22 protein-coding genes are annotated in these 21,787 nt (G+C 72.0%); 5 read left to right on the plus strand and 17 right to left on the minus strand.

Translation table 11 applies throughout. The annotated features are described in order from the left end of the window. Positions 1–36 precede the first annotated feature (36 nt). Positions 37–762 (minus strand): A24 family peptidase, encoded by a 726-nt coding sequence (locus AB0M29_RS00370; protein ID WP_365376753.1) that lies wholly within the window; start codon positions 760–762, stop codon positions 37–39. Between the two features lie 56 nt (positions 763–818). On the opposite strand from AB0M29_RS00370, the gene AB0M29_RS00375 reads away from it, so the two are divergent. Further along, entirely contained in the window at positions 819–1,217 is a 399-nt protein-coding gene (locus AB0M29_RS00375; RefSeq protein WP_365376756.1) for a DUF192 domain-containing protein, read from the plus strand. Here AB0M29_RS00375 and AB0M29_RS00380 read toward each other — a convergent pair. The 12 genes from AB0M29_RS00380 to AB0M29_RS00435 form a co-directional block, all read right to left on the minus strand. Next, the gene (locus AB0M29_RS00380; RefSeq protein WP_365376758.1) at positions 1,210–1,710 is read right to left on the minus strand and encodes a hypothetical protein; all 501 of its coding nucleotides are present in this window, start codon (positions 1,708–1,710) and stop codon (positions 1,210–1,212) included. The genes AB0M29_RS00375 and AB0M29_RS00380 overlap by 8 nt on opposite strands. Positions 1,711–1,864: 154 nt before the next feature. Further along, positions 1,865–2,578 (minus strand): OmpA family protein, encoded by a 714-nt coding sequence (locus tag AB0M29_RS00385; RefSeq protein ID WP_365376761.1) that lies wholly within the window; start codon positions 2,576–2,578, stop codon positions 1,865–1,867. 7 nt (positions 2,579–2,585) lie between these two features. Beyond that, entirely contained in the window at positions 2,586–3,143 is a 558-nt protein-coding gene (locus tag AB0M29_RS00390; RefSeq protein WP_365376763.1) for a hypothetical protein, read from the minus strand. Between the two features lie 66 nt (positions 3,144–3,209). Further along, on the minus strand, positions 3,210–3,794 hold the full coding sequence (locus AB0M29_RS00395) for a pilus assembly protein TadG-related protein (protein ID WP_365377618.1): 585 nt from the start codon (positions 3,792–3,794) through the stop codon (positions 3,210–3,212). A gap of 44 nt (positions 3,795–3,838) precedes the next feature. Next, a complete protein-coding gene (locus AB0M29_RS00400) occupies positions 3,839–4,051 on the minus strand; it encodes a hypothetical protein (protein ID WP_365377620.1) in 213 nt (70 codons plus the stop codon). Positions 4,052–4,336: 285 nt separating this feature from the next. Next, a complete protein-coding gene (locus tag AB0M29_RS00405) occupies positions 4,337–5,236 on the minus strand; it encodes a DUF5936 domain-containing protein (protein WP_365376766.1) in 900 nt (299 codons plus the stop codon). Between the two features lie 40 nt (positions 5,237–5,276). After that, entirely contained in the window at positions 5,277–6,155 is an 879-nt protein-coding gene (locus AB0M29_RS00410; protein WP_365377623.1) for a type II secretion system F family protein, read from the minus strand. A gap of 119 nt (positions 6,156–6,274) precedes the next feature. Beyond that, complete coding sequence (locus AB0M29_RS00415) at positions 6,275–7,609, minus strand: CpaF family protein (RefSeq protein WP_365376768.1); 1,335 nt, start codon at positions 7,607–7,609, stop codon at positions 6,275–6,277. Continuing rightward, positions 7,606–8,181 (minus strand): TadE/TadG family type IV pilus assembly protein, encoded by a 576-nt coding sequence (locus AB0M29_RS00420; protein ID WP_365376771.1) that lies wholly within the window; start codon positions 8,179–8,181, stop codon positions 7,606–7,608. Before AB0M29_RS00420 ends, AB0M29_RS00415 begins: the two co-directional genes overlap by 4 nt. Beyond that, the gene (locus AB0M29_RS00425) at positions 8,178–9,749 is read right to left on the minus strand and encodes a P-loop NTPase (protein WP_365376773.1); all 1,572 of its coding nucleotides are present in this window, start codon (positions 9,747–9,749) and stop codon (positions 8,178–8,180) included. The genes AB0M29_RS00420 and AB0M29_RS00425 overlap by 4 nt, the downstream gene beginning before the upstream one ends. Beyond that, entirely contained in the window at positions 9,746–10,468 is a 723-nt protein-coding gene (gene cpaB, locus AB0M29_RS00430; protein WP_365376775.1) for a Flp pilus assembly protein CpaB, read from the minus strand. Before cpaB ends, AB0M29_RS00425 begins: the two co-directional genes overlap by 4 nt. A gap of 12 nt (positions 10,469–10,480) precedes the next feature. Next, on the minus strand, positions 10,481–11,326 hold the full coding sequence (locus AB0M29_RS00435; RefSeq protein ID WP_365376777.1) for a hypothetical protein: 846 nt from the start codon (positions 11,324–11,326) through the stop codon (positions 10,481–10,483). Positions 11,327–11,655: 329 nt separating this feature from the next. On the opposite strand from AB0M29_RS00435, the gene AB0M29_RS00440 reads away from it, so the two are divergent. After that, complete coding sequence (locus tag AB0M29_RS00440) at positions 11,656–13,134, plus strand: glycosyl hydrolase family 18 protein (protein WP_365377625.1); 1,479 nt, start codon at positions 11,656–11,658, stop codon at positions 13,132–13,134. 116 nt (positions 13,135–13,250) lie between these two features. On the opposite strand, the gene AB0M29_RS00445 is transcribed toward AB0M29_RS00440, so the two are convergent. From AB0M29_RS00445 to AB0M29_RS00460, 4 genes are all read right to left on the minus strand, one after another. After that, a complete protein-coding gene (locus AB0M29_RS00445) occupies positions 13,251–14,720 on the minus strand; it encodes a gluconate:H+ symporter (RefSeq protein ID WP_365376780.1) in 1,470 nt (489 codons plus the stop codon). A 128-nt stretch (positions 14,721–14,848) separates the two neighbouring features. Beyond that, entirely contained in the window at positions 14,849–15,262 is a 414-nt protein-coding gene (locus tag AB0M29_RS00450) for a RidA family protein (protein ID WP_365376783.1), read from the minus strand. Further along, on the minus strand, positions 15,259–16,023 hold the full coding sequence (locus AB0M29_RS00455) for an IclR family transcriptional regulator (RefSeq protein WP_365376785.1): 765 nt from the start codon (positions 16,021–16,023) through the stop codon (positions 15,259–15,261). Before AB0M29_RS00455 ends, AB0M29_RS00450 begins: the two co-directional genes overlap by 4 nt. Further along, complete coding sequence (locus AB0M29_RS00460) at positions 16,020–17,099, minus strand: sugar kinase (RefSeq protein ID WP_365376787.1); 1,080 nt, start codon at positions 17,097–17,099, stop codon at positions 16,020–16,022. The genes AB0M29_RS00455 and AB0M29_RS00460 overlap by 4 nt, the downstream gene beginning before the upstream one ends. A gap of 115 nt (positions 17,100–17,214) precedes the next feature. On the opposite strand from AB0M29_RS00460, the gene AB0M29_RS00465 reads away from it, so the two are divergent. The 3 genes from AB0M29_RS00465 to AB0M29_RS00475 all read left to right on the plus strand — a co-directional run bounded on the left by AB0M29_RS00465 (position 17,215) and on the right by AB0M29_RS00475 (position 21,732). Next, positions 17,215–18,492 carry an alanine racemase gene (locus tag AB0M29_RS00465; RefSeq protein ID WP_365376790.1) on the plus strand — a complete coding sequence of 426 codons (1,278 nt, stop codon included), beginning with the start codon at positions 17,215–17,217 and terminating at the stop codon, positions 18,490–18,492. Between the two features lie 363 nt (positions 18,493–18,855). Continuing rightward, positions 18,856–20,442 carry a D-aminoacylase gene (locus tag AB0M29_RS00470; RefSeq protein WP_365376792.1) on the plus strand — a complete coding sequence of 529 codons (1,587 nt, stop codon included), beginning with the start codon at positions 18,856–18,858 and terminating at the stop codon, positions 20,440–20,442. 78 nt (positions 20,443–20,520) lie between these two features. Next, the gene (locus AB0M29_RS00475; RefSeq protein WP_365377628.1) at positions 20,521–21,732 is read left to right on the plus strand and encodes a pyridoxal phosphate-dependent aminotransferase; all 1,212 of its coding nucleotides are present in this window, start codon (positions 20,521–20,523) and stop codon (positions 21,730–21,732) included. Positions 21,733–21,787 lie beyond the last annotated feature (55 nt).

Here is a 21,787-nt window from a genome sequence, read left to right on the forward strand (position 1 = left end):
TCTCCGCCGGCCCGCAGCGCTCGGGGACGGCCTGCGTCAGGCCGTCGCCAGCAGGACCGCGGTCAGGGTGCCCAGCAGCATGAAGGGGCCGAAGGGGATCGGGGTCTTGCGGTTGGCACGGCGGGTGGCGAGCAGCACCATGCCCGCGAGGGCGCCGAGCGCGAAGCCCGCGAAGGTGCCGGTGAAGACGGTGGGCCAGCCGTACCAGCCGAGGACCAGGCCGAGGGTGGGGGCGAGTTTGACGTCGCCGAAGCCCATGCCCGCCGGGTTGATGAAGAACAGCACCAGATAGACGACGCCGAGGACGGCGGCGGCGATCAGCGCCCGGACCCAGGAACCGTCGTGGTCCGGCAGCAGCGCCGCGGCCCCGAGCAGCGCGGCGGTGCCGCCGAGCGCGGGCAGCGTCAGGATGTCGGGCAGCCGGAAGACCCGCAGGTCGACGATGCCGAGCAGCAGTCCGAGCGGGACCAGCAGCAGCCAGACCACGAGTTCGGGGTGGCCGCCGACGGTGTAGCCGAGCGCGGCGCAGGCCGTCCCCGACGCGAGGGCGGCGCCGTACACCGTGCCGTACGGCTCGTCGCACTCCCCGCACCGGGCGGTGCCCAGCCAGCCGAGCGGCCCGGCGGGCAGCGGGTGCGCCGCGGGGCAGGCGGTGGCCCGGGGCTCGTCCGCCGGGACGGCCAGCCGGTAGGCGGCACGCGGCAGGACGAGCCCGCTCGCTATTCCCCAGACGGCGGGGGCCACGATCAGATAGACATGCACCGGGCGACCGTACACGCGAGCCGTGCGCCCGGTACTTCCGCACCCGGGGAGGGGTCATGGCCCGCTGGCGACGGCGCTGGCGAGACGGCGACGGCACACTGCGCGCGCCCGCCGCCGAGGTGCCGCTGCGGGTCGCCGCCTCCTACCGGGCCAGGACCCGCGGCCTGCTCGGCCAGGACGGCCTGACCGGCGCGCTGCTGCTGACGCCCGCGTCCAGCGTGCACACCGTGCGGATGCGGTTCGCCATCGACGTCGCCTATCTCGACCGGCGGCTGCGCGTACTCGCCGTCCGCACCATGCCGCCCGGCCGCGTCGGCCGCCCCCGGCTGCGCGCACGCCATGTCCTGGAGGCGGAGGCGGGCGCGCTGGCCGCCTGGGGGGTGCGCCGCGGCACCCGCCTGGAGGCGGTGCTGGACGGCGAGGCGGGTCGTGATGACCCGCGCGGCGCTAGCTGAACTCGATGCTGTTCACGATCTCCCGCAGCACCAGCGGGTCCGCGGCGCCGTCGGCGGCCCAGGCGCGGACGATGACCGTACGGTCGCGGGTGTCGCGGAACCTGACCTCGACATGGCTGGCCGGGCGGCCGGTGGGGCCGGGCTCCGGCTGGGCGAAGCTGAAGACGCGGCCCGCACGGCCGTCGAAGTCCAGCGTCTCGCTGCGGGCGGAGGCGGGTACGGCGTCCGCGCGCGCCGGGCTGCCGGCCGAGCCCGCCCGCGCGCTGACGGTCAGTCCGGCGTCGATCCGCCCGGCGGGCCCGCGCAGTTCCGCCCCCGACCGCACCTCGTGCCAGTTCTTGGGGTGCGCGACGGCCACTTCACCGGCCTTGAGATAGCGCCAGCCCTCGGGCGCGCCCTGTCCGGCCGCACAGCCGGCGAGGGCGAGGGCGGCTGTGGTCGCCGCAGTGACCGTAAAGATGATTTGCCCGTTTTGCTGAATTTTGCTCCACATGTGGGCAATCTACGATGCGGCAGCCCCGCTCCCGCTGATAGGCGTGGCCCCGCGCCGCGGGCATGAAAAAACGGGCCGGTTCGCAGGGGGGGAGAGCGAACCGGCCCGAGGGGGGGAGTTACACCGTACCGCGTCCGAGGATCCGCTCAGTGCCTTACGCGGCAGGTGGTGTGAAAGTGATCTCCACCCGGCGGTTCTGACTGCGCCCTGATTCGGTGGAATTGTCCGCAATCGGGTAGTCCTCGCCGTAGCCGCGGACCTGGAACGTGTGGGATGCGTCACCGGCCGCGGCCAGGGCTGTGGCCAGGACCTGGTACACGGCGTTGGCACGCTGTTTCGACAGCACGTCGCCGTGCTCGCTGCTGCCGAGATTGTCCGTGAATCCGAAGACACGGATGGGTGAGGTGACGTGCTTCGCGTTGATGTCGTTCGCGATCGCCTTGATCCGCGAGGCCGCGGTCGGCGACAGCACCGCGCTGTCCCGCTGGAACAGCACCTCGCTCTGCAGCGCGTAGGTCACCGTCGAGTTGGACTGCTCCTGCCGCTGCTCCGGCTGGCTCGCCTTCGTCGACGACTGGTCCGTCACCGAGACGATGTCCAGCACCTTCGGCGGCGCCAGCGTCGAGCCCTCCGGCAGCTTCAGCCCGGGCGCCGTCGGATCGACCTTCACCGGCGCGCTCGGCGCCACGTCCCCGGCCGTCGGCGGCGGATTGGTGTCCGCCACCGCGGCCGTCCCCGTACCGGCGCCGACGGCCAGCGCCATGACGAGGACGAAGGCCGCGGAGGCCGCGACCGAGGCGGGGGCGGTGGCGCGGGTGGCGGCGGCGCGGGGGTGCGGTGCCGCCGTGGCGGCGTTGCGGGGCTTCATCCGGGGCTCACCCCTCCGACAGCGTGATCTTTGCCGGCGGCATCGTCGGCAGCTCGAACTCCACCTCGGTGGTGGCGGTGGGCGGGGCGGGGAACTGGGCGAAGAAGGGGCGGGTCTCCTTGGGTTGGATGAGCGTCAGCCCCATCGTGCACAGGCACTTGCCCTCGGTGTCGCGCAGCACGTAGTACCGCTTCTTGCCCGCCTCGTCGACGAGGACCGCGCCCGCGACCGACGGCCCGGACGGGATCAGCGCCGTCTCCGGGCCCCGCCATGTGACGGCGTTGAAGACCGCGTCGCCGTTGTTGGTCAGTGTGCCGGAGACCGTGACGAAGCCACCCGGGTCACGGGTGGCGGAGTTGACGGTCACCTCGATGTCCTTCTCGCCCTTGATCTGGGCGAGGACCTGGGTGGCACTCGCGCTCGGCGTGTCGGCGCCGCCCGTCGAACCCCCGCCCTTCGAGCCCTTCGCGGCGGACGCGCTCGACGAGGACGACGGTTTGTCGTCCCCCTTCTTCGATCCCCCGCCGCAGCCCGCCAGCAGCAGCGCGGCGCTCGCCACACACACCGTCAGAAGCGTTGCCCTGCGCCCGTTTCTCATTGCTCCCCGTTCTCCCGCCACTCGCCTCGGCCCTCACTCGCTCAGCTGGACCGTGTAGAAGGTCGACAGGTCCAGCGTGAACCCGTCAGCCTTCGGGTCGACCGTGATCTCGTCACCGTTGCACAGGAACCTGACGAGATCGCCGTCCTTGCCGTTGGTGGCGCAGCGCGGTTTCACCACCGCTGTCGCCTCCGCCGACATATGGATGTCGTCGGTGCCCTTGACCACGGACTTGCCGACCGTACCGAGGGACCGCGCGTCGACCTTGTGCCCCACGGGGCCGTCGACCGTCTCGCAGCCGGTCACCTGGGCGTCGTTGTCAGCCGCGTAGGTCTCCGCCGCCCCGCAGGCCTGGTCGCTGTGGGTACTCAAGTGCTGCAGAAGAATGTCCAGTTGGTGCAGGTCACCGGCGGCGAGGGCGGCGAGGAAGGGGTCGTGCACGGCGTCCCGGTCCGCGCGCGCCGCGGCCAGCGCCGCGGAGTCCGCGGCGGTCTGGGCGGTGTTGCGGACCACGGCGGCCTGGCCCACCGCGAAGTACGCGAAGGCCAGGAAGAACAGCGCCGACATTGCCACCACGTACAGCCCTATCGTCTGGCCGTCGTCGGCACCCGCGGCGATGCGGGCGCGTGCGACGCGGGCGCGAGCGACGAGGCTGACCGCTGCTACTTGCCGCCGGAGATCTTGCCGATCGCGTCGAGGATCGCGCTCTGGATGGCGTCGCCGATGCCCGTGGTCGCCAGCACCCCGATGATCACCGCGATCACCACCGCGATCCCGAGGTACTCGAAGGAGGTCTGGCCCCGGTCGCCGTGTGTGCGGCGGTGCGTGAGTCTGGTCGCGGCCTTGAGGTAGTGCTCGACTGCCCACCGGTTCATGTTCGTTCGCCCCATTCTTTGTCACCTGACGTATGCGTTCGGCGGCCGTGTGCTGCCTGTCGGGGTAGGTGTCCACGGCGCACCGCCTCTCGCTGGTCGTGTGGTCGTCCGCAGCGGTTCGGTTGGGATTGCAGGTGCAAATATGGTTGCGAATGCAAAGGTACACCCGAACCTCGCGCATCCACAGCCCGTCGCGCTCCAATTGGCCTTTTCAGCATGGCGGTTGATCACGCTGCGTGGCAGCGGAATTACCGTAGTCGCCTTGTGCCCTCCCGTCACCGGTCCTCACCCGTTTCCGAAGACGTCGCCGAAGTGGATCTGGGAGCCGATGACGGTGCCGGTGATCAGCAGGATCATCGTGGCCGGGACCAGGAGGGTGGTGATGACGCCGGTCGCGCGGGGCACCATGCGGGCGGCGCGGCGGCGGGCGTTCTGGGCTTCGGTGCGGCGCATGTCGGTGGCGATCTGGAGGAGGGTGCGGGCGATCGGGGCGCCGAGTTCCTCGCCCTGCTGGAGGGCGGTGACGAACTGGCCGACCTGGTCGCTGCGGTTGCGCTTGCGGAGCTGGTCGAAGGCGTCACGGCGGCTGACGCCGACGTCCATCTGCCGTAGCGCGACGCGGATCTCGTCCGACCAGGGGCCGGTGTAGACGGCGTTGACGCGCTCCAGCGCCTGGCGGAAGCCGAGTCCGGCGCTGACGACGACGGCCAGGACGTCGAGGAAGTCGGGCAGGGTGCGCTCGATGTCGTCGCGGCGGCGGCGGATCGCGAGCCAGATGCCGAGGTCGGCCCACCACCAGGCGTAGGCGACCAGCAGCAGGGCCAGGAACCAGTGGCCCTTGGCCAGCACCACCAGCGCGGCGAAGCCGCCGAGGGCGCCGTAGACGGCGCGGCGGGCGGCGTAGCGTTCGACGGTCAGGCCGTGCGGGTGGCCGGCGTGGTCGATCCTCGCCCGCATCCTGGTGACCCGCGCCGGGCCCATCAGGCGCATCACCATCGGCGCCCAGCGGATGCCGAGCCGGTCGATGGCGTTGCCGGTACGGGTCGTCCGGGTGCGGCCGACGTCGAGGGCGAGGGCCAGGTCGTCGGGGAGTTTGACGTCGGCCCGCAGCAGGCCGATCGCGTACACGACGCCGACGGCGGCGACGGCGACCACCGCGGCGAGGGCGAGTCCGATCAGGGTCATCGCGAAGTCCCCCCGTACGTCCGGTAGTTCATGGCGGGCCTCATACGTCGATCCGGGACATGCGGCGGATCAGCGCGAAGCCGACCACGTAGAGGCCGAGGGAGATCAGCACGCAGATCCGGCCGATGCCGGAGCCGGTCATCGCGCTGAGCGAGCCCGGCATGATCCGGTTGAGCAGCAGCAGCGAGCCGAGGCCGATCACCGGGACCGCGTAGGCGGTGATGGTGACCTGGGACATCTGGGTGCGGATCTCGCGCCGGGTCTCCTTGCGCTCCTCCAGGGTGACCGTCAGATTGCGCAGCGACTCGACGACCGAGCCGCCCGCCCGGCTGGAGAGCACCAGGGTGGAGACCAGGACGATCAACTCCCGGCTGGGCAACCGCTGCTGGAGTTCGCCGAGGGCGTCCTCGACGGAGTGGCCGACGGCCATGGCGTCGGCGACCTGCTTGAGTTCCTCGCCCGCGGGCGCGTCCAGCTCCTCCGCGGCCATGGAGACGGCGGTACGCAGGGCGAGTCCGGCCTGGGTGGCGTTGGCCAGGACGCGGGCGAGGTCGGGGAGTTGGGCGATGAAGCGCTCGTTGCGGACCCGCCGCCGCCACTCCAGGAAGGAGAAGGCCGTCCAGCCCGCCAGCAGGGCGGCGATCGGGCCGAAGAACGGGGCGAGTACGGCGGCGGCCGCCACCCAGGCGGCGGTGACCAGGCCGATCGCGGCGGCGGTGAACTGCCCCGGCGTGAGGTTGGTGCCGGTGGCGGCGAGGCGCCCGGCGAGCCGCTTGCCCCAGGGGTAGCGGCGTACCCGGCGGTCGAGTCCGGCGAAGGCGGCCTGCCGCGCCGCGCCGCCGCCCGACTCCCCCGCCAGCCGCTCGACGAGGGCGGCGCGGTCGGCCCGGCCGCCGCGCCAGGCGTGCACGCCCCACACCCCGAGGACGAGGGCGACGACGGTGACGCCGAGGACGAGCGCGGCGAAGGGGGCCGTGTCGAGGCCGTTCCCGGTGCCTTCAGCGGCGGCCAGGACACCGGTCCCGGCGTGCGCGGACGTCACTTCGCCTCCCGGCTGTCGAGTTCGAGTTCGCTGCCGCCGACGCCGAAGGCGGCCGGTACGTGTTCGCCCGCCAGGTACAGCCGCTCGCCGATCTCCCGTGGCACCGGGCGGTGTTCGTACCAGCCGCGCACGATGCGGTCCACGCCGAGGGGTTCGGCGCGGAAGCGGGTGGCGGAGGAGAGGCGGAAGACGTCGCGGCCACGGGAGGAGAGCACGGCGATCTCGGCGACGCGGCGGGTGCCGTCGACGTGGCGGTGGAGCTGGACGATGACGTCGACGGCGCTGTTGATCTGGTCGCGCAGCGCCTCGAAGGGGATCTTGACCTCGCTCATCGACGCCAGCGTCTGGAGCCTGAGCACCGCGTCCTCCGCGGAGTTGGCGTGCACGGTGGCCAGCGAGCCGTCGTGGCCGGTGGACATGGCCTGCAGCATGTCGAGTGTCTCGCCGCCGCGGACCTCGCCGACGATGATGCGGTCGGGGCGCATCCGCAGGGAGTTGCGGACCAGGTCGCGGATGGTGATCCGGCCCTCGCCCTCGACGTTGGGCGGCCGGGACTCCAGCCGGATCACGTGCTCCTGCTGGAGCTGGAGTTCGGCGGCGTCCTCGACGGTGATGATCCGCTCGCCGTCGGGGATGAGCCCGGACAGCGCGTTGAGCAGGGTGGTCTTCCCCGAGCCGGTACCGCCGCTGACGATGATGTTGCACTTCGCCCGGACGAAGGAGGAGAGCAGCAGCAGCATGTGCTCGTCCAGGGTGCCGAGCGCGATGAGTTCCTGGAGGGTGTACGCCCGGGGGAAGCGGCGGATGGTGAGCGTGGGGCCGGTCAGCGACAGCGGCGGGATGATGACGTTGACGCGCTCGCCGGAGGGCAGGCGGGCGTCGACCATCGGATTCGACTCGTCCACACGGCGGTTGACGGTCGACACGATGCGCTCGATGGTCTGCAGCAGCTGCTCCGCGGAGGAGAAGCGGGCCGCGACCTGTTCGACGCGGCCGCCGCGCTCGACATAGATCCGGTCCGGGCCGTTGACCATGATCTCGGTGACGGTGGGGTCCTCCAGGAGCGGTTCGAGGATGCCCAGGCCCAGGGCCTCGTCCACGACGCGGCGGATCAGCGCCGCGCGCTCGGTGGTGGACAGCACCGGGCCCTCGCGGCTGATGATGTGGCCGAGCACGCGCTCCAGCCGGGCCCTGCGCTCGGCCGCGGCGAGCGCGGACATCTCGGCGAGGTCGATCTCCTGCAGCAGCTTCGCCCGGTAGACCGCCACCAGGTGGCTCTCCTGCGTCTGCGGCGCTGCCTCCTCGACGGCGAGACGGGCACGGAGGCTCATGGTGTCGTGTCCTCCTTCGGCATCGTCGCGTACCGGGTGACCGGGTCGAAGAAGCGCACTCCGGGGATCACCGAGGGGATCTTCACGGTCGCCTGCGCCCGTACGCTGCTGTCGTCGTCCGTCGGGAACGAGATGTCCGGGTTCACCCACCCGCTCACGGCGTCCCGCCCGGCCTGCCGCGCGTCCGCATGCGGCGACCGCATCGCCTCCACCCGCGCGGCCGTCCGCGCCGCCGTCCCCGCCTGTGAGCCGCAGTAGGCGACGATCCCGAGTTGGATTCCCGCGAGGGCGATCAGCAGCAGGAACGGCAGCATGCCGAGGTATTCGAGCGAAGCGACCCCCCGGTCGCGCCCGGTCGCGCCCCGGGCGGCGCGCGCTCCGCGCGCGAACGGTACGCCGGTCGTGCCCCGAAGGGGCGCGGGGAACTGCGCGGCCAGCCGCGATGGCGCCGCACTCCTCCACCGTCCCGAAGGGGCAGTTCGGTGGGTTCCCGGACCACCGGCCGGTGGCTGGTTGCTCGCGCAGTTCCCCGCGCCCCTTCGGGGCACTACCGGGGCGGCCGGGGGCGTCATCGCTGGGCGCCTTCGTCTATGGCCGAGGCGTGGCCCTGGACGTGGAGGGGGAAGGTGACGGCGCCGGGGAAGAGGACGGGGACCTTGAGGGTGACGGTGACTTCGACGGTGCCGTCGGTGGCGTTCTTGGCGACGTCGGTGGAGAGGTCGTCCCCCCAGGCACCGGGGACGGCGCCGCGGGCCGCCGCATCCGCGGGTTGACCGACCGCCGCCGCGCGAGCGGCTTTGTCGGCGGCGTTGCCCGCGAGGGTGAAGGTGTAGCCCGCGAGGACGGCCTGCCAGACGAGGATCAGGGTGACCAGGATGATCGGCGTCATGCCGAGCGTCTCCAGGGTGACCTGCCCGCGGTCCCCGCCGCGGCGGGACTTCTTGGTGCGGGCCGCGGGCAGCATCGCACCGGTGACCAGGCCCAACTCGCCTGCCAGGGACCAGATCCCGGCCTTGACGGTGGAGCGCGCGTCGAGGTCCTGGAGGCGGCCGGCGTCGATGACCGCCTGGAGCTCGCGGAAGGCGGCGGGGATGACGGACGAGGCCATCTTCGTACCGGTGATCCGGCCGATGAGGGTGGGCTGGATCTCGCTGGCGCGGGTGTAGCGGTTGACCACCGCGGTGGTGTCCTGCGGCTTGCGGATCTGGAGGCGGTCCCACATCCGGGCCATCCGCTTGGCCGCGCGCACCGCGATGACATCGGGGGTGGTGACCAGTACGGCGGCGTCCGCGGTCTCCACGGCGACGGCGTTCGCACTGGTCATCTGGGTGCCGCAGTCGACGATGACGACTTCGTAGCGCTGCCGGAGCGCGGCCAGGACCAGGCGGACCGAGCGGTCGGTGACGTCCTCGCCGCGTTCGCCGTCGGCGGGGGCGAGCAGCAGGGCGGGGCCGGACTCGTGGACGTACATCGCGTCGTGCAGGACGCGGGAGGACACGTCGGCGATGTCGGCGAGGTCGGCGACGGACCGCCGGAACTGCACGTCGAGGTAGGAGGCGATGTCGCCGCCCTGGAGGTCGAGGTCGACCAGGGCGGTGGAGCGGCCCGACGCGTGGGCGGCGAGGGCGAGATGGACGGCGGTGACGGTGGTGCCGACACCGCCCTTGGCCCCGGCCACCGCGATCAGGGTGCCGCCCGACACCGCGGGCAGCGCGGCGCGCCCGGGCCCGAGATGGCGGCGTACGCCGACCGCCCAGGCCGCGGCGGCCTCGACGCGTGCGCCGAGGTCGTCGTAGGCCAGCGGCAGCCCGATGACGCCGCGCGCGCCGGAGTCCATCGCGGCGGCGAGCACCGCGGGGCTGGGGTCGGCGGTGAGCAGCACCACGCCCACCGCCGGGAAGCGCAGGGCGACTTCGCGGATGAGGTCGAGGGCGGGCATCGGCACGATGGAGTCGTGCACGACGACGACCTCGGGCAGTTCGTCGACACCGGCCTCGGCGGCGCGCGCGAGGGTGTCGAGCAGCGCGGTGGAGTCGGTGAGCGCGGGGGCCGGTTCGGCGCCGGGCAGTTGGTGGAGCAGTCCGAGCAGCGCCCGCGCGGCGTCGGGGTCCGTGGTACCGGCGAGAATCCGTACGCTCACGGCTTGCCTCCTGTCGCGGCGTCCCCTGCCAGGGTGTACGTGCGGTCGCTCTGCGGCGGGGCCGCGGTGTCGCCGGGGGCGACGAGCGCGAGGCGCACATGGCGGGCGAACGACTCGGCGAACGCCACCCGTTGGGCGTCCGCGGCGTCGAGGGCGAAGGTGATGGGCACGCCCTGGGTGGAGAGCCGCTGGGCGTCCTCGCTCTTGTCGAACGCCTTGATCTCGCCGACGTCCATGACCTGTGCGCCCGCCACGATGATCTTCGAGATATCGGGGTCGGTGTCCTTGCGGGGCGCGAAGGTGGCGAAGATGTTGACCCGGGCGCCGGGGGTGATCTTGCCCGCGACGCCCGTCTCCGCGTCGATCATGATGGCGATCTCCATCTGCCCGGCCTTGAGCTCGGGTTTGTCGGCCACCATGTCGGACTGCAGCAGCGAGCCCTTCTTGAGCGGTACGGCGGCGATCTTCCCCTGGAGCGCGCCGAGATCGCGGACCGCGGTGTCGGGCAGCCAGCGTTCCGGCATCGATATGCGGTGCACCTGGGAGGCGTTCAGCGCGGTGTACGCGGGGACGTCCGCGGACAGTTCGTACGCGGTCACCTTGCTGCCGACCTGCGAGCGCGCGTCGCTGACGACGGCGACCACCCCGGCGAACGCGGCGGCCGCGCACAGCACGGAGACCACCAGGAGGACGACACCACGGCGCTGACGTGAGTTCATGTGCGGGCGGACCTATCGCTTGTGGGGTTCGATTTGGGGGCGGCGCGGGCTCTCCACCGCCCGCTCCTGCCGGGCGGCGTGTTTCGCCGGAGCCGTACGATCCCCCAGCCGTGTGGCGCAGAACAAGCACTGGTCGCCGATGACCTCGAGTCCGCACCAGGTGCAGGTGTCGCGCCGTACGGAGGTGACGAGTTGGTAGAGCATCCCGACGTCGGCGATGTAGGCGGTGAACTCGACCAGCCGTGACGTGCCCCACCAGCGGGCGGAGTCGACGGGCAGCGGCACCTCGCGGGTGTGCTGGGTGCGCCAGGCGGTGGCGAGCGGGCCGGTGATCCAGCCGGGGTCGAGGCCCTTGCCCGCGACGGCGAGCTGCGTCTGGTAGCCGGGCCCCGGCGGGGTGTTGCCGGGCTCGGCCTCGGCGAGATACGGCTCGGGGTGCGCGACGACGGCGAAGTGCCGCCCGGGGACGAGCGACTTGACGTGCGCGCCGACGCCGACCGGCACCCGGTCGAGCTTGGCGACCGAGCCGAGCAGCGCGCCGGAGTGCAGGTAGTAGGAGAGCAGCCGGGCGGCGCCCGCGAGGACGCCGGGGCCGAGGTCGGTGCCGGTGAGCTGGCGCAGTTGTTCGGCGAGCAGGGTGCTGGCCAGCGGCGGGAGCGTCACCGGCACGATCGCGATCCGGTCGGCCTCCAGCGCGGACCGTACGGTGTGCAGCCTGCGGCGGGCGGGGTCCGCGGGGTTGTCGGCGGCGAGCGCGACGAGATGGCCGTACGCGTCCAACTGGGCCGAGGTGCGGGCTACCTGCTCCTCCAGGGACAGGGCGAGATCGTCCGAGGTGGCGGTGATGACGCTGGACAACCGGAACCTCCCCCTTCTGCCGCCGGCGTGGCCGGTACCTGGCGTTTCGCGCTCGTCAGCTTATCGATGTGTAGCGGTTCGGGTGCGGAAAGTTGCGTATCGGCACCGGTGAACGGCGCGTGTACGCCAGAGGTCTTGACAACCTGATTGGTCTGGACCAGCTTTCTCCCAGTACCTCTTTTGCGTGTCCACGGTCATATGGTCACCCGCACTCCCACCACCCCCCAACTCCTTGCCCCCAGGAGGCAGTCGTGGAACGTGCATCGCACGCGAATCAAGCGAGCCATGCCAAGCACAGATCCCCTCTCGTCCGCCGGAGCATCGCCGGGCTGAGCGCCGCCGCCGTGATCGGCGCGGGCGTCGCCCTGGTCGACATGGGCAGCGCCGGCGCCGCGACCACCAACCTGGTCGCCAACCCCGGCTTCGAGAGCGGGCTGTCGAACTGGAGTTGTACGGCGGGCAGCGGCGCGAACGCCAGCAGCCCCGTGCACTCCGGCTCCTCCGCGCTCAAGGCCACCCCCTCCAGCAGCGACACCGGGCAGTGCACCCAGGTCATCAGTGTGCAGCCCAACTCCCAGTACACGCTGAGCGCGTGGGTGCAGGGCAGTTACGTCTACATCGGCGCCACCGGCACCGGCGGCACCGACCCGTCGACCTGGACCCCGTCGGCCACCTCGTACCAGCAGCTGAGCGTCAACTTCACCACGGGCGCCAGCACCCACTCGGTGACCATCTACACCCACGGCTGGTACGCGCAGCCCGCCTACTTCGCCGACGACGTCACGCTGTCGGGCCCGGGCGGCACGCAGACCACCCCGCCGACCACTCCCCCCACCACCCCGCCGACGACGCCTCCCACGACGCCGCCGACCACTCCCCCGACGACGCCTCCCACCACGCCGCCGACCTCGCCTCCGCCCAGCGGCAACCTGCCCAAGCACGCGGTCACCGGCTACTGGCAGAACTTCAACAACGGCGCGACCGTCCAGACCATCGCGCAGGTGCAGAGCGCGTACGACATCATCGCCGTGGCCTTCGCGGACGCCACCACCACACCGGGCGCGGTGTCGTTCACCCTGGACCCGTCGCTGAACTACAGCGTCGCGCAGTTCAAGGCGGACATCGCGGCCAAGCAGGCGGCGGGCAAGAAGGTGATCATCTCCGTCGGCGGCCAGAACGGCACGATCTCCATCCGTGACTCCGCCTCGGCGACCAACTTCGCCAACAGCGTCTACTCGCTGATGCAGACCTACGGCTTCAACGGTGTCGACATCGACCTGGAGAACGGCATCGACACCACGTACATGCCGCAGGCGCTGCGCGCGCTGAGCGCCAAGGCGGGCTCGGGGCTGATCATCACGATGGCTCCGCAGACCATCGACATGCTCTCCTCGGGCAGTGACTACCTCGCCACCGCGCTCAAGATCAAGGACATCCTGACCGTCGTCAACACCCAGTACTACAACAGCGGTTCGATGAACGGCTGCGACGGCGGCGTCTACAGCCAGGGCACGGTCGACTTCATCACCACCCTGGCCTGCACGGCGATCCAGGCCGGTCTCGACCCCTCGCAGGTCGGCATCGGCACCCCGGCGTCCACCAGCGCGGCGGGCTCCGGCTACGTCGACCCGTCCGTGGTCGACAACGCGCTCGACTGCCTCGCCAAGGGCACCGGCTGCGGCACCTTCCACCCCAGCGCCAAGTGGCCCACGATCCGGGGCGCGATGACCTGGTCGACCAACTGGGACGCGAAGAACGGCAACGCCTGGTCCAACGCGGTGGGCGCGCACGTGCACGGCATGGCGTAAGCGCCTGCGGCGCAGCGCTCGAAAGACGCGCAGGCCCAGCCCCCTGCGGCCGGTTTCCGATCACCGGCCGCAGGGGGCTGGGCGCGCAGTTCCCCGCGCCCCTTTGGGGCGGGCCGCTAGATCACCGTGCTCAGCAGGGCCGCCACGCCGAAGCCCGCCACCGACAGGACGGACTCCAGGACCGTCCAGGACTTGAGGGTGTCGCGCTCGCTGATGCCGAAGTACTTGGAGACCATCCAGAAGCCGCCGTCGTTGACGTGCGAGGCGAAGATGGAACCGGCGGAGATCGCCATGATGACCAGCGCGAGATGGGCCTGGGAGAAGTCGCCGGAGGCCAGCACCGGGGCGACGATCCCGGCGGTGGTCACGATGGCGACGGTCGCCGAGCCCTGGGCGACCCGCAGCACCAGGGAGATCAGGTAGGAGAGCACGACCACCGGCAGGCCCACGCTGTGGAAGGCGTCAGCGAGCGCCTGGGCGACGCCGCTGGCCTTGAGCACCGCGCCGAAGACCCCGCCCGCGCCGACCACGAGCAGGATGTTGCCGACCGGCTTGAGCGAGGCGGTGGAGACCGCCTCCAGCGAGGCCCGCGACCAGCCGCGGCGGATGCCGAGCAGGTAGTACGCGAGGAAGAGCGCGATGGTCAGCGCCACGAAAGGGTGGCCGAAGAACTCGATGACGGAGCGGCCGGTGCTCGGGTCGAAGGCGATGGACGAGAACGTCGCGCACAGGATGAGCACCAGCGGCGTACCGATGATGGCCAGCACCACGCCGAGCGACACCGGGGTCTCGGCCGGCTCCACGCCCGAGGCGCGCTGCCCCGCCACGACCGCCTCCTTGGCCTCGGCCGCGGCCTCGACCATGTCCTGCGGTACGGGGACGAAGAGCCGGTTGCCGATCCAGGCCGCGTAGACCCAGGCCGCCACCACCGAGGGCAGGCCGACCAGGGCGCCCATCAGGATCACCCAGCCGAGCTGGACGTGCAGCAGTCCCGCGGCGGCCACCGGGCCGGGGTGCGGCGGCAGGAAGGCGTGCGTCATGGACAGGCCCGCCAGCAGCGGCATCGCGTAGAGCACGATGGACTTGCCGCCGCGCTTCGTGGCCGCGTAGACGATCGGCGCGAGTACGAAGATGCCGACGTCGAAGAAGACCGGGATACCGAAGATCAGGCCGGTCAGGCCCATCGCCAGGGGTGCCCGCCTCTCCCCGAAGGCGCCCAGGAGTCTGCCGGAGAGCACCTCGGCGCCGCCGGATATCTCCAGGATCGCGCCGAGCATCGTGCCCAGCGCGATGATGATCGAGATGTGGCCGAGGGTGCCGCCCATGCCGGTCTCGATGAGCGAGGTGGCCGACGACCGCTGCACGGTGCCGAACAGTTCGGTGACCGACAGGCCCGCGGCCAGGCCGACGGCTATGGAGACGGTGAGCAGCGCGACGAACGGCTGCAGGCGCGCCTTGATGATCAGCACGAGCAGCAGCGCGATGCCCAGCGCGGCCACGGTCAGCAGTCCTGCGGTGCCGTGGATCAGGGCCATGAGGCCGCCCGTGTGGGGGACGACGGGTGGGGTGTCGGCGGCGAGCAGCATGGGGGACTCCGTTGTCTCAGGTGGTGGGGGCGCTTTCGGGCAGGGGGGATCGCGGCACGGCACCCGGTGGGGAATCCAGGTGCCGCGCCGTGCGCGGAAGAAAGGGGAGAGGGAGGTGGTGCGGTGGCTCAGCCGAGGACGGCGAGCGCGTCGATCTCGATCAGCAGCCCGGCGGGCAGGCCGACGTACACCGTCGTGCGCGCGGAGGGCGCTTCCTTGAGGCCGGCGAAGAACTCGTTGTAGATCTCGTTGAATTCGGCGAAGTGCGCGGTGTCGGTGAGGTAGACGCGGGTCATGACGACGTCCTCCCAGCTCGCGCCGCCCGCCTCCAGCACGGACCGCACATTGGCGAGCGTCTGGAGGGCCTGCTCGCGCAGCGTCGGCCCGGCCGGGGTCGGCGGCCGGCCCTCGACGGCGGGCAGGAAGCCGACCTGACCGGCGACCTGGAGGATGTTGCCCTTGCGGACGCCGTGCGAGAACTTCGCGGGCGGCGCGGTGTGGGTGGCCGGGGTGACGGCCGTCTTGGGGTGCTGTTCGCTCATGGGCTCTGCTCCTTCGTAGGGGCGGTTCCGGACAGGTCCCGGCTGACAGCCGCCGCGGTACGGAGGATCAGCGGGCGCAGGTGCAGCAGTTCGTCGGCGGAGACGACGACGTTGGGGGCGGAGACGGACATGGCCGCGCAGACCCGGCCGTCGGCGCCGCGCAGGGGTGCGCCGACACAGTTGATGGACTCCTCGTGCCCGCCGAGGTCGGTGGCCCAGCCCTGCTCGCGCACGGTGGCGAGTTCGGTGAGGAACGCGGCGGCGTCGGGCGTGGACTTCGCGGTGTAGCGCGGGTATTCGAGGCGTTCGGCGACGGTACGGCGCTCGGGCTCCGGCAGGTCGGCGAGGAGCAGTTTGGCGACGGCGGCGACGGTGATGGCGACGGGCTTGCCGATCCGCGAGTACATCCGTACCGGGTAGCGGCTGTCGACCTTGTCGATGTAGACGACCTCACCCTGCTCGTACACCGCCAAGTGCACGGTGTGGCCGGTCTTCTCGTTCAGCGCCACCAGGTGCGGGTGGGCGATCTCGCGGATGTCGAGGGTCTCCATGGCCTGCTGGGCGAGGGCGAACAGCCGGGCGCCGAGCCGGTAGCGGCCGTCCTCCTGGCGGTAGACCAGGCCGTGTTCGTGCAGGGTGCGCAGCAGCCGCAGGGCGGTGGACTTGTGCACCTCCAGGCGGGCGGCGACCTGTTCGAGTCCGGCCGGTCCCTCGGCGAGCAGCGGCAGGATGCTCAGCGCGCGGTCGACTGTCTGGCTCACGTCTGACTCACCCTCGGTTCTGCGTCGGTCCGTCCGGCCGCCGTCCACCCGGGGCCCAGCCGCAGTCTCCCCCATGCGTCGTCGTCCAGGGCGACGAGCGCGTCGGCGTGTGCGCGGGCCGGTGGCGTACCGAGGTCGCCGGGGACGGTGAGAGCGGCGGCGGCCATGACATGGCCGTGCCGCAACCGGTCGCGCAGCGGCAGGCCGCGCAGCGTCGCGGAGAGGAACCCGGCGGCGAAGGCGTCGCCCGCGCCGACGTGCGCGACGACGTCGACGCCGAGGGCGGGCACGAAAACGCTCTCGCTGTCAGTGCCGGGCACGACGCCGGGGCCGCCGCGGGTGAAGACGGTGGCCCCCGCGGCGCCCTGCTTCACGACCAGGGTGTGCGGTTCGGGCAGTGCGCGGCGGATCGCGGCGGCGCCGCTCACCCCCCAGGCGGCCTCCGCCTCGTCCTCGCCGACGAAGACCAGGTCGCAGCCGCGGGCGAGTTCGGTGAGCAGCCAGGGGTCGGCGCCGTGCCAGAGCGCGGGCCGGTGGTTGACGTCGAAGGAGACCAGCGGGCGGCCGGGTTCGCGGTGGGTGAGGCGGCGCATCAGCGCCTGGCAGGTGGCGGAGAGCGCCCCGGTGATGCCGGTCAGGTGCAGCACCCGGCCGCTCCACGCGTCGTGGCGCCGTACCAGCGCGGGAGAGAGCGCGGAGGCGGCGGAGCCCGCCCGGTAGTAGACGACCTCACCCCGTCCGGGCGCGGCGTCCGGGCCGGTGGCGCGCTCGCCCGCGGTGCGGAAGTAGATGCCGGTCGGGCGGTGCGGGTCGCGCTGGACGGCGCTGACGTCGACACCGGCCGCGGCGATCGCGTCGACCAGGTGCTCGCCGAAGCCGTCGGCGCCGACCCGGCTGATCCAGCGGGCGCTGTGCCCGGCGCGCGCCAGGGTGCAGGCCACGTTGGACTCGGCGCCGCCGATGGCGCGGTGGAAGGTCGGCACGTCGGCGAGGCGGCCGCCTTCCGCCGGTAGGAAGGTGACCATGGACTCGCCCAGGCATACGACGTCGACGCTGTGCTGCGGCGTTGCGGTCACGATCGCTCGCGCTCCTGTCGCTCGTGCACCGTTGACCCGGTGCTGGCGGGGATGTTAGACAGCTCGAAACACCACACGCAATGGCCGTTGCACATGTTGCAACGCGGGAGGTTCGATGGACGGGAACGAGCGGATGGCCGCGCTGCGCGCCGAACGGGTCGACCACCGTTTCAAGGCGCTGCCGCCGGACGCCGAGGGCCTGACGCTGGGTGAACTGGCTGACCAGCGGCGCAACCTCTTCGACGGCGGCTTCACCACCCCCGTACTCGCCCTCTCCGACGAGGCGCTGGAGCACAACCTCGACCTCCTCCAGCACTACAGCGCCGCCCACGGCCTGTCCTTCGCGCCGCACGGCAAGACGTCGATGGCCCCGCAGCTCTTCGCCCGCCAACTCGACCGCGGCGCCTGGGGGATCACCGTCGCCGTCCCGGCCCAGGTCCGGGTCTGCCGGGCCTTCGGCGTCCCCCGGATCTTCCTCGCCAACGAGCTCCTCGACGCCGCCGCGCTCGCCTGGATCGGCGCGGAACTCGACACCGACCCCGGCTTCTCCTTCCTCTGCTACGTCGACTCCGTGCGCGGCGTGGAGCTGATGGACGCCGCCCTGCGCGCGGCCGGGACGCGGCGGCGGCTCGACGTCGTGGTCGAACTCGGCGCCGGGGAGGGGGCGCGGACCGGTGTCCGCACCGAGGACGGATGCGCGGCCGTCGCCGACGCGGTCGCCGCGACGACCACGCTGCGGCTGGCCGGTGTCGCGGGGTACGAGGGCGAGGTGCCCGACGCCGACGGCGAGCGGGTACGGGCGTGGCTGCGGCGCCTTGTGGCGCTGGCCGCCGACTTCGACAAGGCCGGGCGCTTCGGTACGGCCGAGGAGATCGTCATCAGCGCCGGGGGGTCCGCGTGGTTCGACGCGGTCGCCGACGTCTTCGCGGAGATTCCCGGCCTGTCCCGGCCGGTGCTGCGGCTGCTGCGGTCCGGCGCGTACGTCACCCACGACGACCTGCACTACCGCGAGCGCACCCCGTTCAACCGGGTCCCCCAGGAGGGCGCCCTGCAGCCCGCTTTCCTGCTCTGGGCCCAGGTCATCTCCCGGCCCGCGCCGGACCAGGCCTTCCTCAACGCGGGCAAGCGCGACGCGCCCTACGATCTCGGTCTGCCCGCGCCCCACACCGTCCGCTCCCCCGACGGCTCCACTCGTCCCGCGCATGACCTCGCGGTCACCGCGCTCTCCGACCAGCACACCTGGCTGCGGGTCTCCCCCGACGACCCCCTCGCCCCCGGCGACTGGGTCGCCCTCGGCCTCTCCCACCCCTGCACCACCTTCGACAAATGGCGCCTCATCCCCCTGACCAGCCAAGACGGCACCGTCACGGACTACATCCACACCTTCTTCTGACCCCACCCACCCGCCCTTCTGTCCTCAATCGCCGGACAGGCTGCATATCCGCTTCTGGCACGTCCGCACGCTCGGGCTTCGTCCTCAAACGCCGGACGGGCTGATTTGTTGCTTCTGGCCCGCCCGGGGAGCCGCTCGACCACCTCGGCCACTGTCCGACGGACGGAGTCCGGCGCAGCCGGGCGAAGCCCGATCGGCCCCCCGGGGCCGGGCGGTGCGAGCCCGGCGTCAAGAGGATTCGCCCGTCCGGCGTTTGAGGACACGAAGCGGCCCGGCAGAAGCATCAGTTCAGCCTGTCCGGCGCTTGAGGACAAAAAGGGCGGGCGGGTGGGGAAGAAAACGCACCGAGCGGGAGGCTTACGTATGGACCTGGTGATGCGGGACGCGCTCGTCGTCGACGGCTCCGGCGCCCCGCCGTTCCGGGCGGACGTGGGCGTGGACGGCGGCCGGATCGCGGAGGTCCGGCCGGAGGCCGGGGTGAGGTTCGGGGACCGGCGGCTGACCGGGCGCCGGATGCTCGCCGCCGACGGCCTCGCCCTGGCCCCCGGCTTCATCGACATGCACGCGCACAGCGACCTCGCCCTGCTCACCGACGCGTCGCACGAGGCGAAGGCCGCCCAGGGCGTCACCCTGGAGGTGCTGGGCCAGGACGGCCTGTCGTACGCCCCGGTGGACGACAGGTCGCTCGCCGAGGTCCGTACCCAGATCTCGGGGTGGAACGGCGACGGGGACGGCGTCGACTTCGACTGGCGCGACGTCGGCGGCTACCTCGACCGGCTCGACCGCGGCGTCGCGGTCAACGCCGCGTATCTCGTCCCGCAGGGCACCGTGCGGATGACGGCCGTCGGCTGGGAGGACCGCCCGGCGACCGCCGCCGAGCTGGACCGGATGAAGGAGCTGGTCGCCGAGGGCCTGCGGCAGGGCGCGGTCGGCATGTCGTCCGGGCTGACCTACACGCCGGGGATGTACGCCTCGGACGCCGAACTGACCGAGCTGTGCCGGGTGGTGGCGGCGTACGGCGGCTACTACTGCCCGCACCACAGGTCGTACGGGAAGGGCGCGCTCCAGGCGTACGAGGAGATGGTCGCGCTCACCCGGGAGGCGGGCTGCGCGCTGCACCTGGCGCACGCCACGATGAACTTCGGGGTGAACGAGGGCCGCGCCCCCGAACTGCTGGCCCTGCTGGACAAGGCGCTCGACGCGGGCGCCGACATCACCCTGGACACCTATCCGTACCTGGCGGGCGCCACCACCTTGGTGGCGATGCTGCCGAGCTGGGCCACCGAGGGCGGCCCCGACGCGACGCTGGCCAGGCTGCGCGACGACGCGGCGGCGGCCAGGATCCGGCGGGAGATGGAGGTCGACGGGGCGGACGGCAGCCACGGGGTGCCGGTCGACTGGTCCGCCATCGAGATCTCCGGGGTCCGCGACCCGGCGCTGTCGGCCCATGTCGGCCGCCGCGTACCGGACTTCGCCACCGCCCGCCGCCTGCTGCTCGACGACCGGCTGGGCACCTCGATCCTGCAGCACGTCGGCCACGAGGAGAACGTCCGGGCGATCATGCGCCACCGGGTGCACACCGGCGGCTCCGACGGCATCCTGCGGGGTGCCAAACCGCACCCCCGCGCCTACGGGACCTTCCCCGAGTACCTGGGCCGCTACGTCCGTGAGCTGGGCGTCCTCACCCTGGCCGAATGCGTGGCGCATCTCACCGGCCGCCCGGCGGCCCGGCTGCGGCTGCCCGACCGCGGCCTGGTCCGCGAGGGCTACCGGGCCGACCTGGTGCTCTTCGACCCGGACACCGTCGCCTCAGGCGCCACCTACGACCGCCCGCGCGCCCTTCCGACCGGCATCCCGTACGTCCTGATCGACGGCCGCTTCGTGATCGAGGACGGCCGACGCACCGGGGAGCTGGCCGGGCGCTCGGTGCGCCGGGCCCCGGTGACGTGACGACGGCCACCCGGGAGCGCGTCTCACGTGGCGGAAAACACCGAGCGGGTGGCCGGACGTGCCCGTAAGGTGACCGGCATGCAGGTGATCCAGTCCACGAAGCTCTCCAACGTCTGCTACGAGATCCGGGGTCCGGTTCTTGAGGAGGCGATGCGGCTGGAGGCGGCCGGGCACCGCATCCTCAAGCTGAACACCGGCAACCCGGCGCCCTTCGGCTTCGAGTGCCCGCCCGAGATCCTCGAGGACATGCTGCGCACCCTCGGTGACGCGCATGGCTACGGGGACGCCAAGGGCCTGCTCTCGGCGCGCCGCGCGGTGATGCAGCACTACCAGACCAAGGGCATCCCGCTCGACGTCGAGGACATCTACCTCGGCAACGGCGTGTCCGAGCTGATCCAGATGTCGATGCAGGCGCTGCTCGACGACGGCGACGAGGTGCTGGTCCCGGCGCCCGACTACCCCCTGTGGACGGCCTCGGTGTCGCTGGCGGGCGGCACCGCGGTGCACTACCGCTGCGACGAGCAGTCCGACTGGATGCCCGATCTGGCGGACATCGAGCGCAAGGTGACCGATCGGACCAAGGCGATCGTGATCATCAACCCGAACAACCCCACGGGCGCCGTCTACGACGACGAGATGCTGCGCGGGCTGACCGACATCGCGCGGCGGCACCAGCTCATCGTCTGCTCGGACGAGATCTACGACAAGATCCTCTACGACGACACCACCCACACCCCGACCTCGGCCATCGCGCCCGACCTGCTGACGCTGACCTTCAACGGCCTGTCCAAGGCGTACCGGGTGGCGGGGTACCGCAGCGGCTGGATGGCGGTCTGCGGCCCGAAGCACCACGCGGCCAGCTACATCGAGGGCCTGACGATCCTGGCGAACATGCGGCTGTGCGCCAACATGCCGGCCCAGCACGCGATCGCCACCGCGCTCGGCGGCCACCAGTCGATCAAGTCCCTGGTGCTGCCCGGCGGCCGGCTGCTGGCCCAGCGCGACGCCACGTACAAGGCGCTCACGGCGATCCCCGGTGTGACCTGCGTGAAGCCGAAGGGCGCGCTGTACGCCTTCCCCCGGCTCGACCCGCAGGTCTACAAGATCAAGGACGACCGGCAGATGGTGCTCGACCTGCTGCGTACCGAGAAGATCATGATCGTGCACGGCACCGGGTTCAACTGGATGGAGCCGGACCACTTCCGCATCGTCACCCTGCCTCGCGCGGAGGATCTGACGGACGCGATCACCAGGATCGGCAACTTCCTGGACGGCTACAGCCAGCCGTAATCAGTCAGCCGCACGGCAGGCAGTCTCTTGGTCGGGGGTGCCTGCCGTGCGGCCA

The sequence above is a fragment of the Streptomyces sp. NPDC051976 genome (genome assembly GCF_040680795.1).
Classification (GTDB): Bacteria; Actinomycetota; Actinomycetes; order Streptomycetales; family Streptomycetaceae; genus Actinacidiphila.

Excerpts from the sequence above, each read along its gene's own strand:
- AB0M29_RS00470 (WP_365376792.1), top strand. The coding sequence starts at position 18,856 with ATGGACCTGGTGATGCGGGACGCGCTCGTCGTCGACGGCTCCGGCGCC.
- AB0M29_RS00420 (WP_365376771.1), bottom strand. The coding sequence starts at position 8,181 with ATGACGCCCCCGGCCGCCCCGGTAGTGCCCCGAAGGGGCGCGGGGAAC.
- cpaB (WP_365376775.1), bottom strand. The coding sequence starts at position 10,468 with ATGAACTCACGTCAGCGCCGTGGTGTCGTCCTCCTGGTGGTCTCCGTG.
- AB0M29_RS00375 (WP_365376756.1), top strand. The coding sequence starts at position 819 with ATGGCCCGCTGGCGACGGCGCTGGCGAGACGGCGACGGCACACTGCGC.
- AB0M29_RS00475 (WP_365377628.1), top strand. The coding sequence starts at position 20,521 with ATGCAGGTGATCCAGTCCACGAAGCTCTCCAACGTCTGCTACGAGATC.
- AB0M29_RS00450 (WP_365376783.1), bottom strand. The coding sequence starts at position 15,262 with ATGAGCGAACAGCACCCCAAGACGGCCGTCACCCCGGCCACCCACACC.
- AB0M29_RS00445 (WP_365376780.1), bottom strand. The coding sequence starts at position 14,720 with ATGCTGCTCGCCGCCGACACCCCACCCGTCGTCCCCCACACGGGCGGC.
- AB0M29_RS00400 (WP_365377620.1), bottom strand. The coding sequence starts at position 4,051 with ATGAACCGGTGGGCAGTCGAGCACTACCTCAAGGCCGCGACCAGACTC.
- AB0M29_RS00415 (WP_365376768.1), bottom strand. The coding sequence starts at position 7,609 with ATGAGCCTCCGTGCCCGTCTCGCCGTCGAGGAGGCAGCGCCGCAGACG.
- AB0M29_RS00465 (WP_365376790.1), top strand. The coding sequence starts at position 17,215 with ATGGACGGGAACGAGCGGATGGCCGCGCTGCGCGCCGAACGGGTCGAC.
- AB0M29_RS00405 (WP_365376766.1), bottom strand. The coding sequence starts at position 5,236 with ATGACCCTGATCGGACTCGCCCTCGCCGCGGTGGTCGCCGTCGCCGCC.
- AB0M29_RS00380 (WP_365376758.1), bottom strand. The coding sequence starts at position 1,710 with ATGTGGAGCAAAATTCAGCAAAACGGGCAAATCATCTTTACGGTCACT.
- AB0M29_RS00385 (WP_365376761.1), bottom strand. The coding sequence starts at position 2,578 with ATGAAGCCCCGCAACGCCGCCACGGCGGCACCGCACCCCCGCGCCGCC.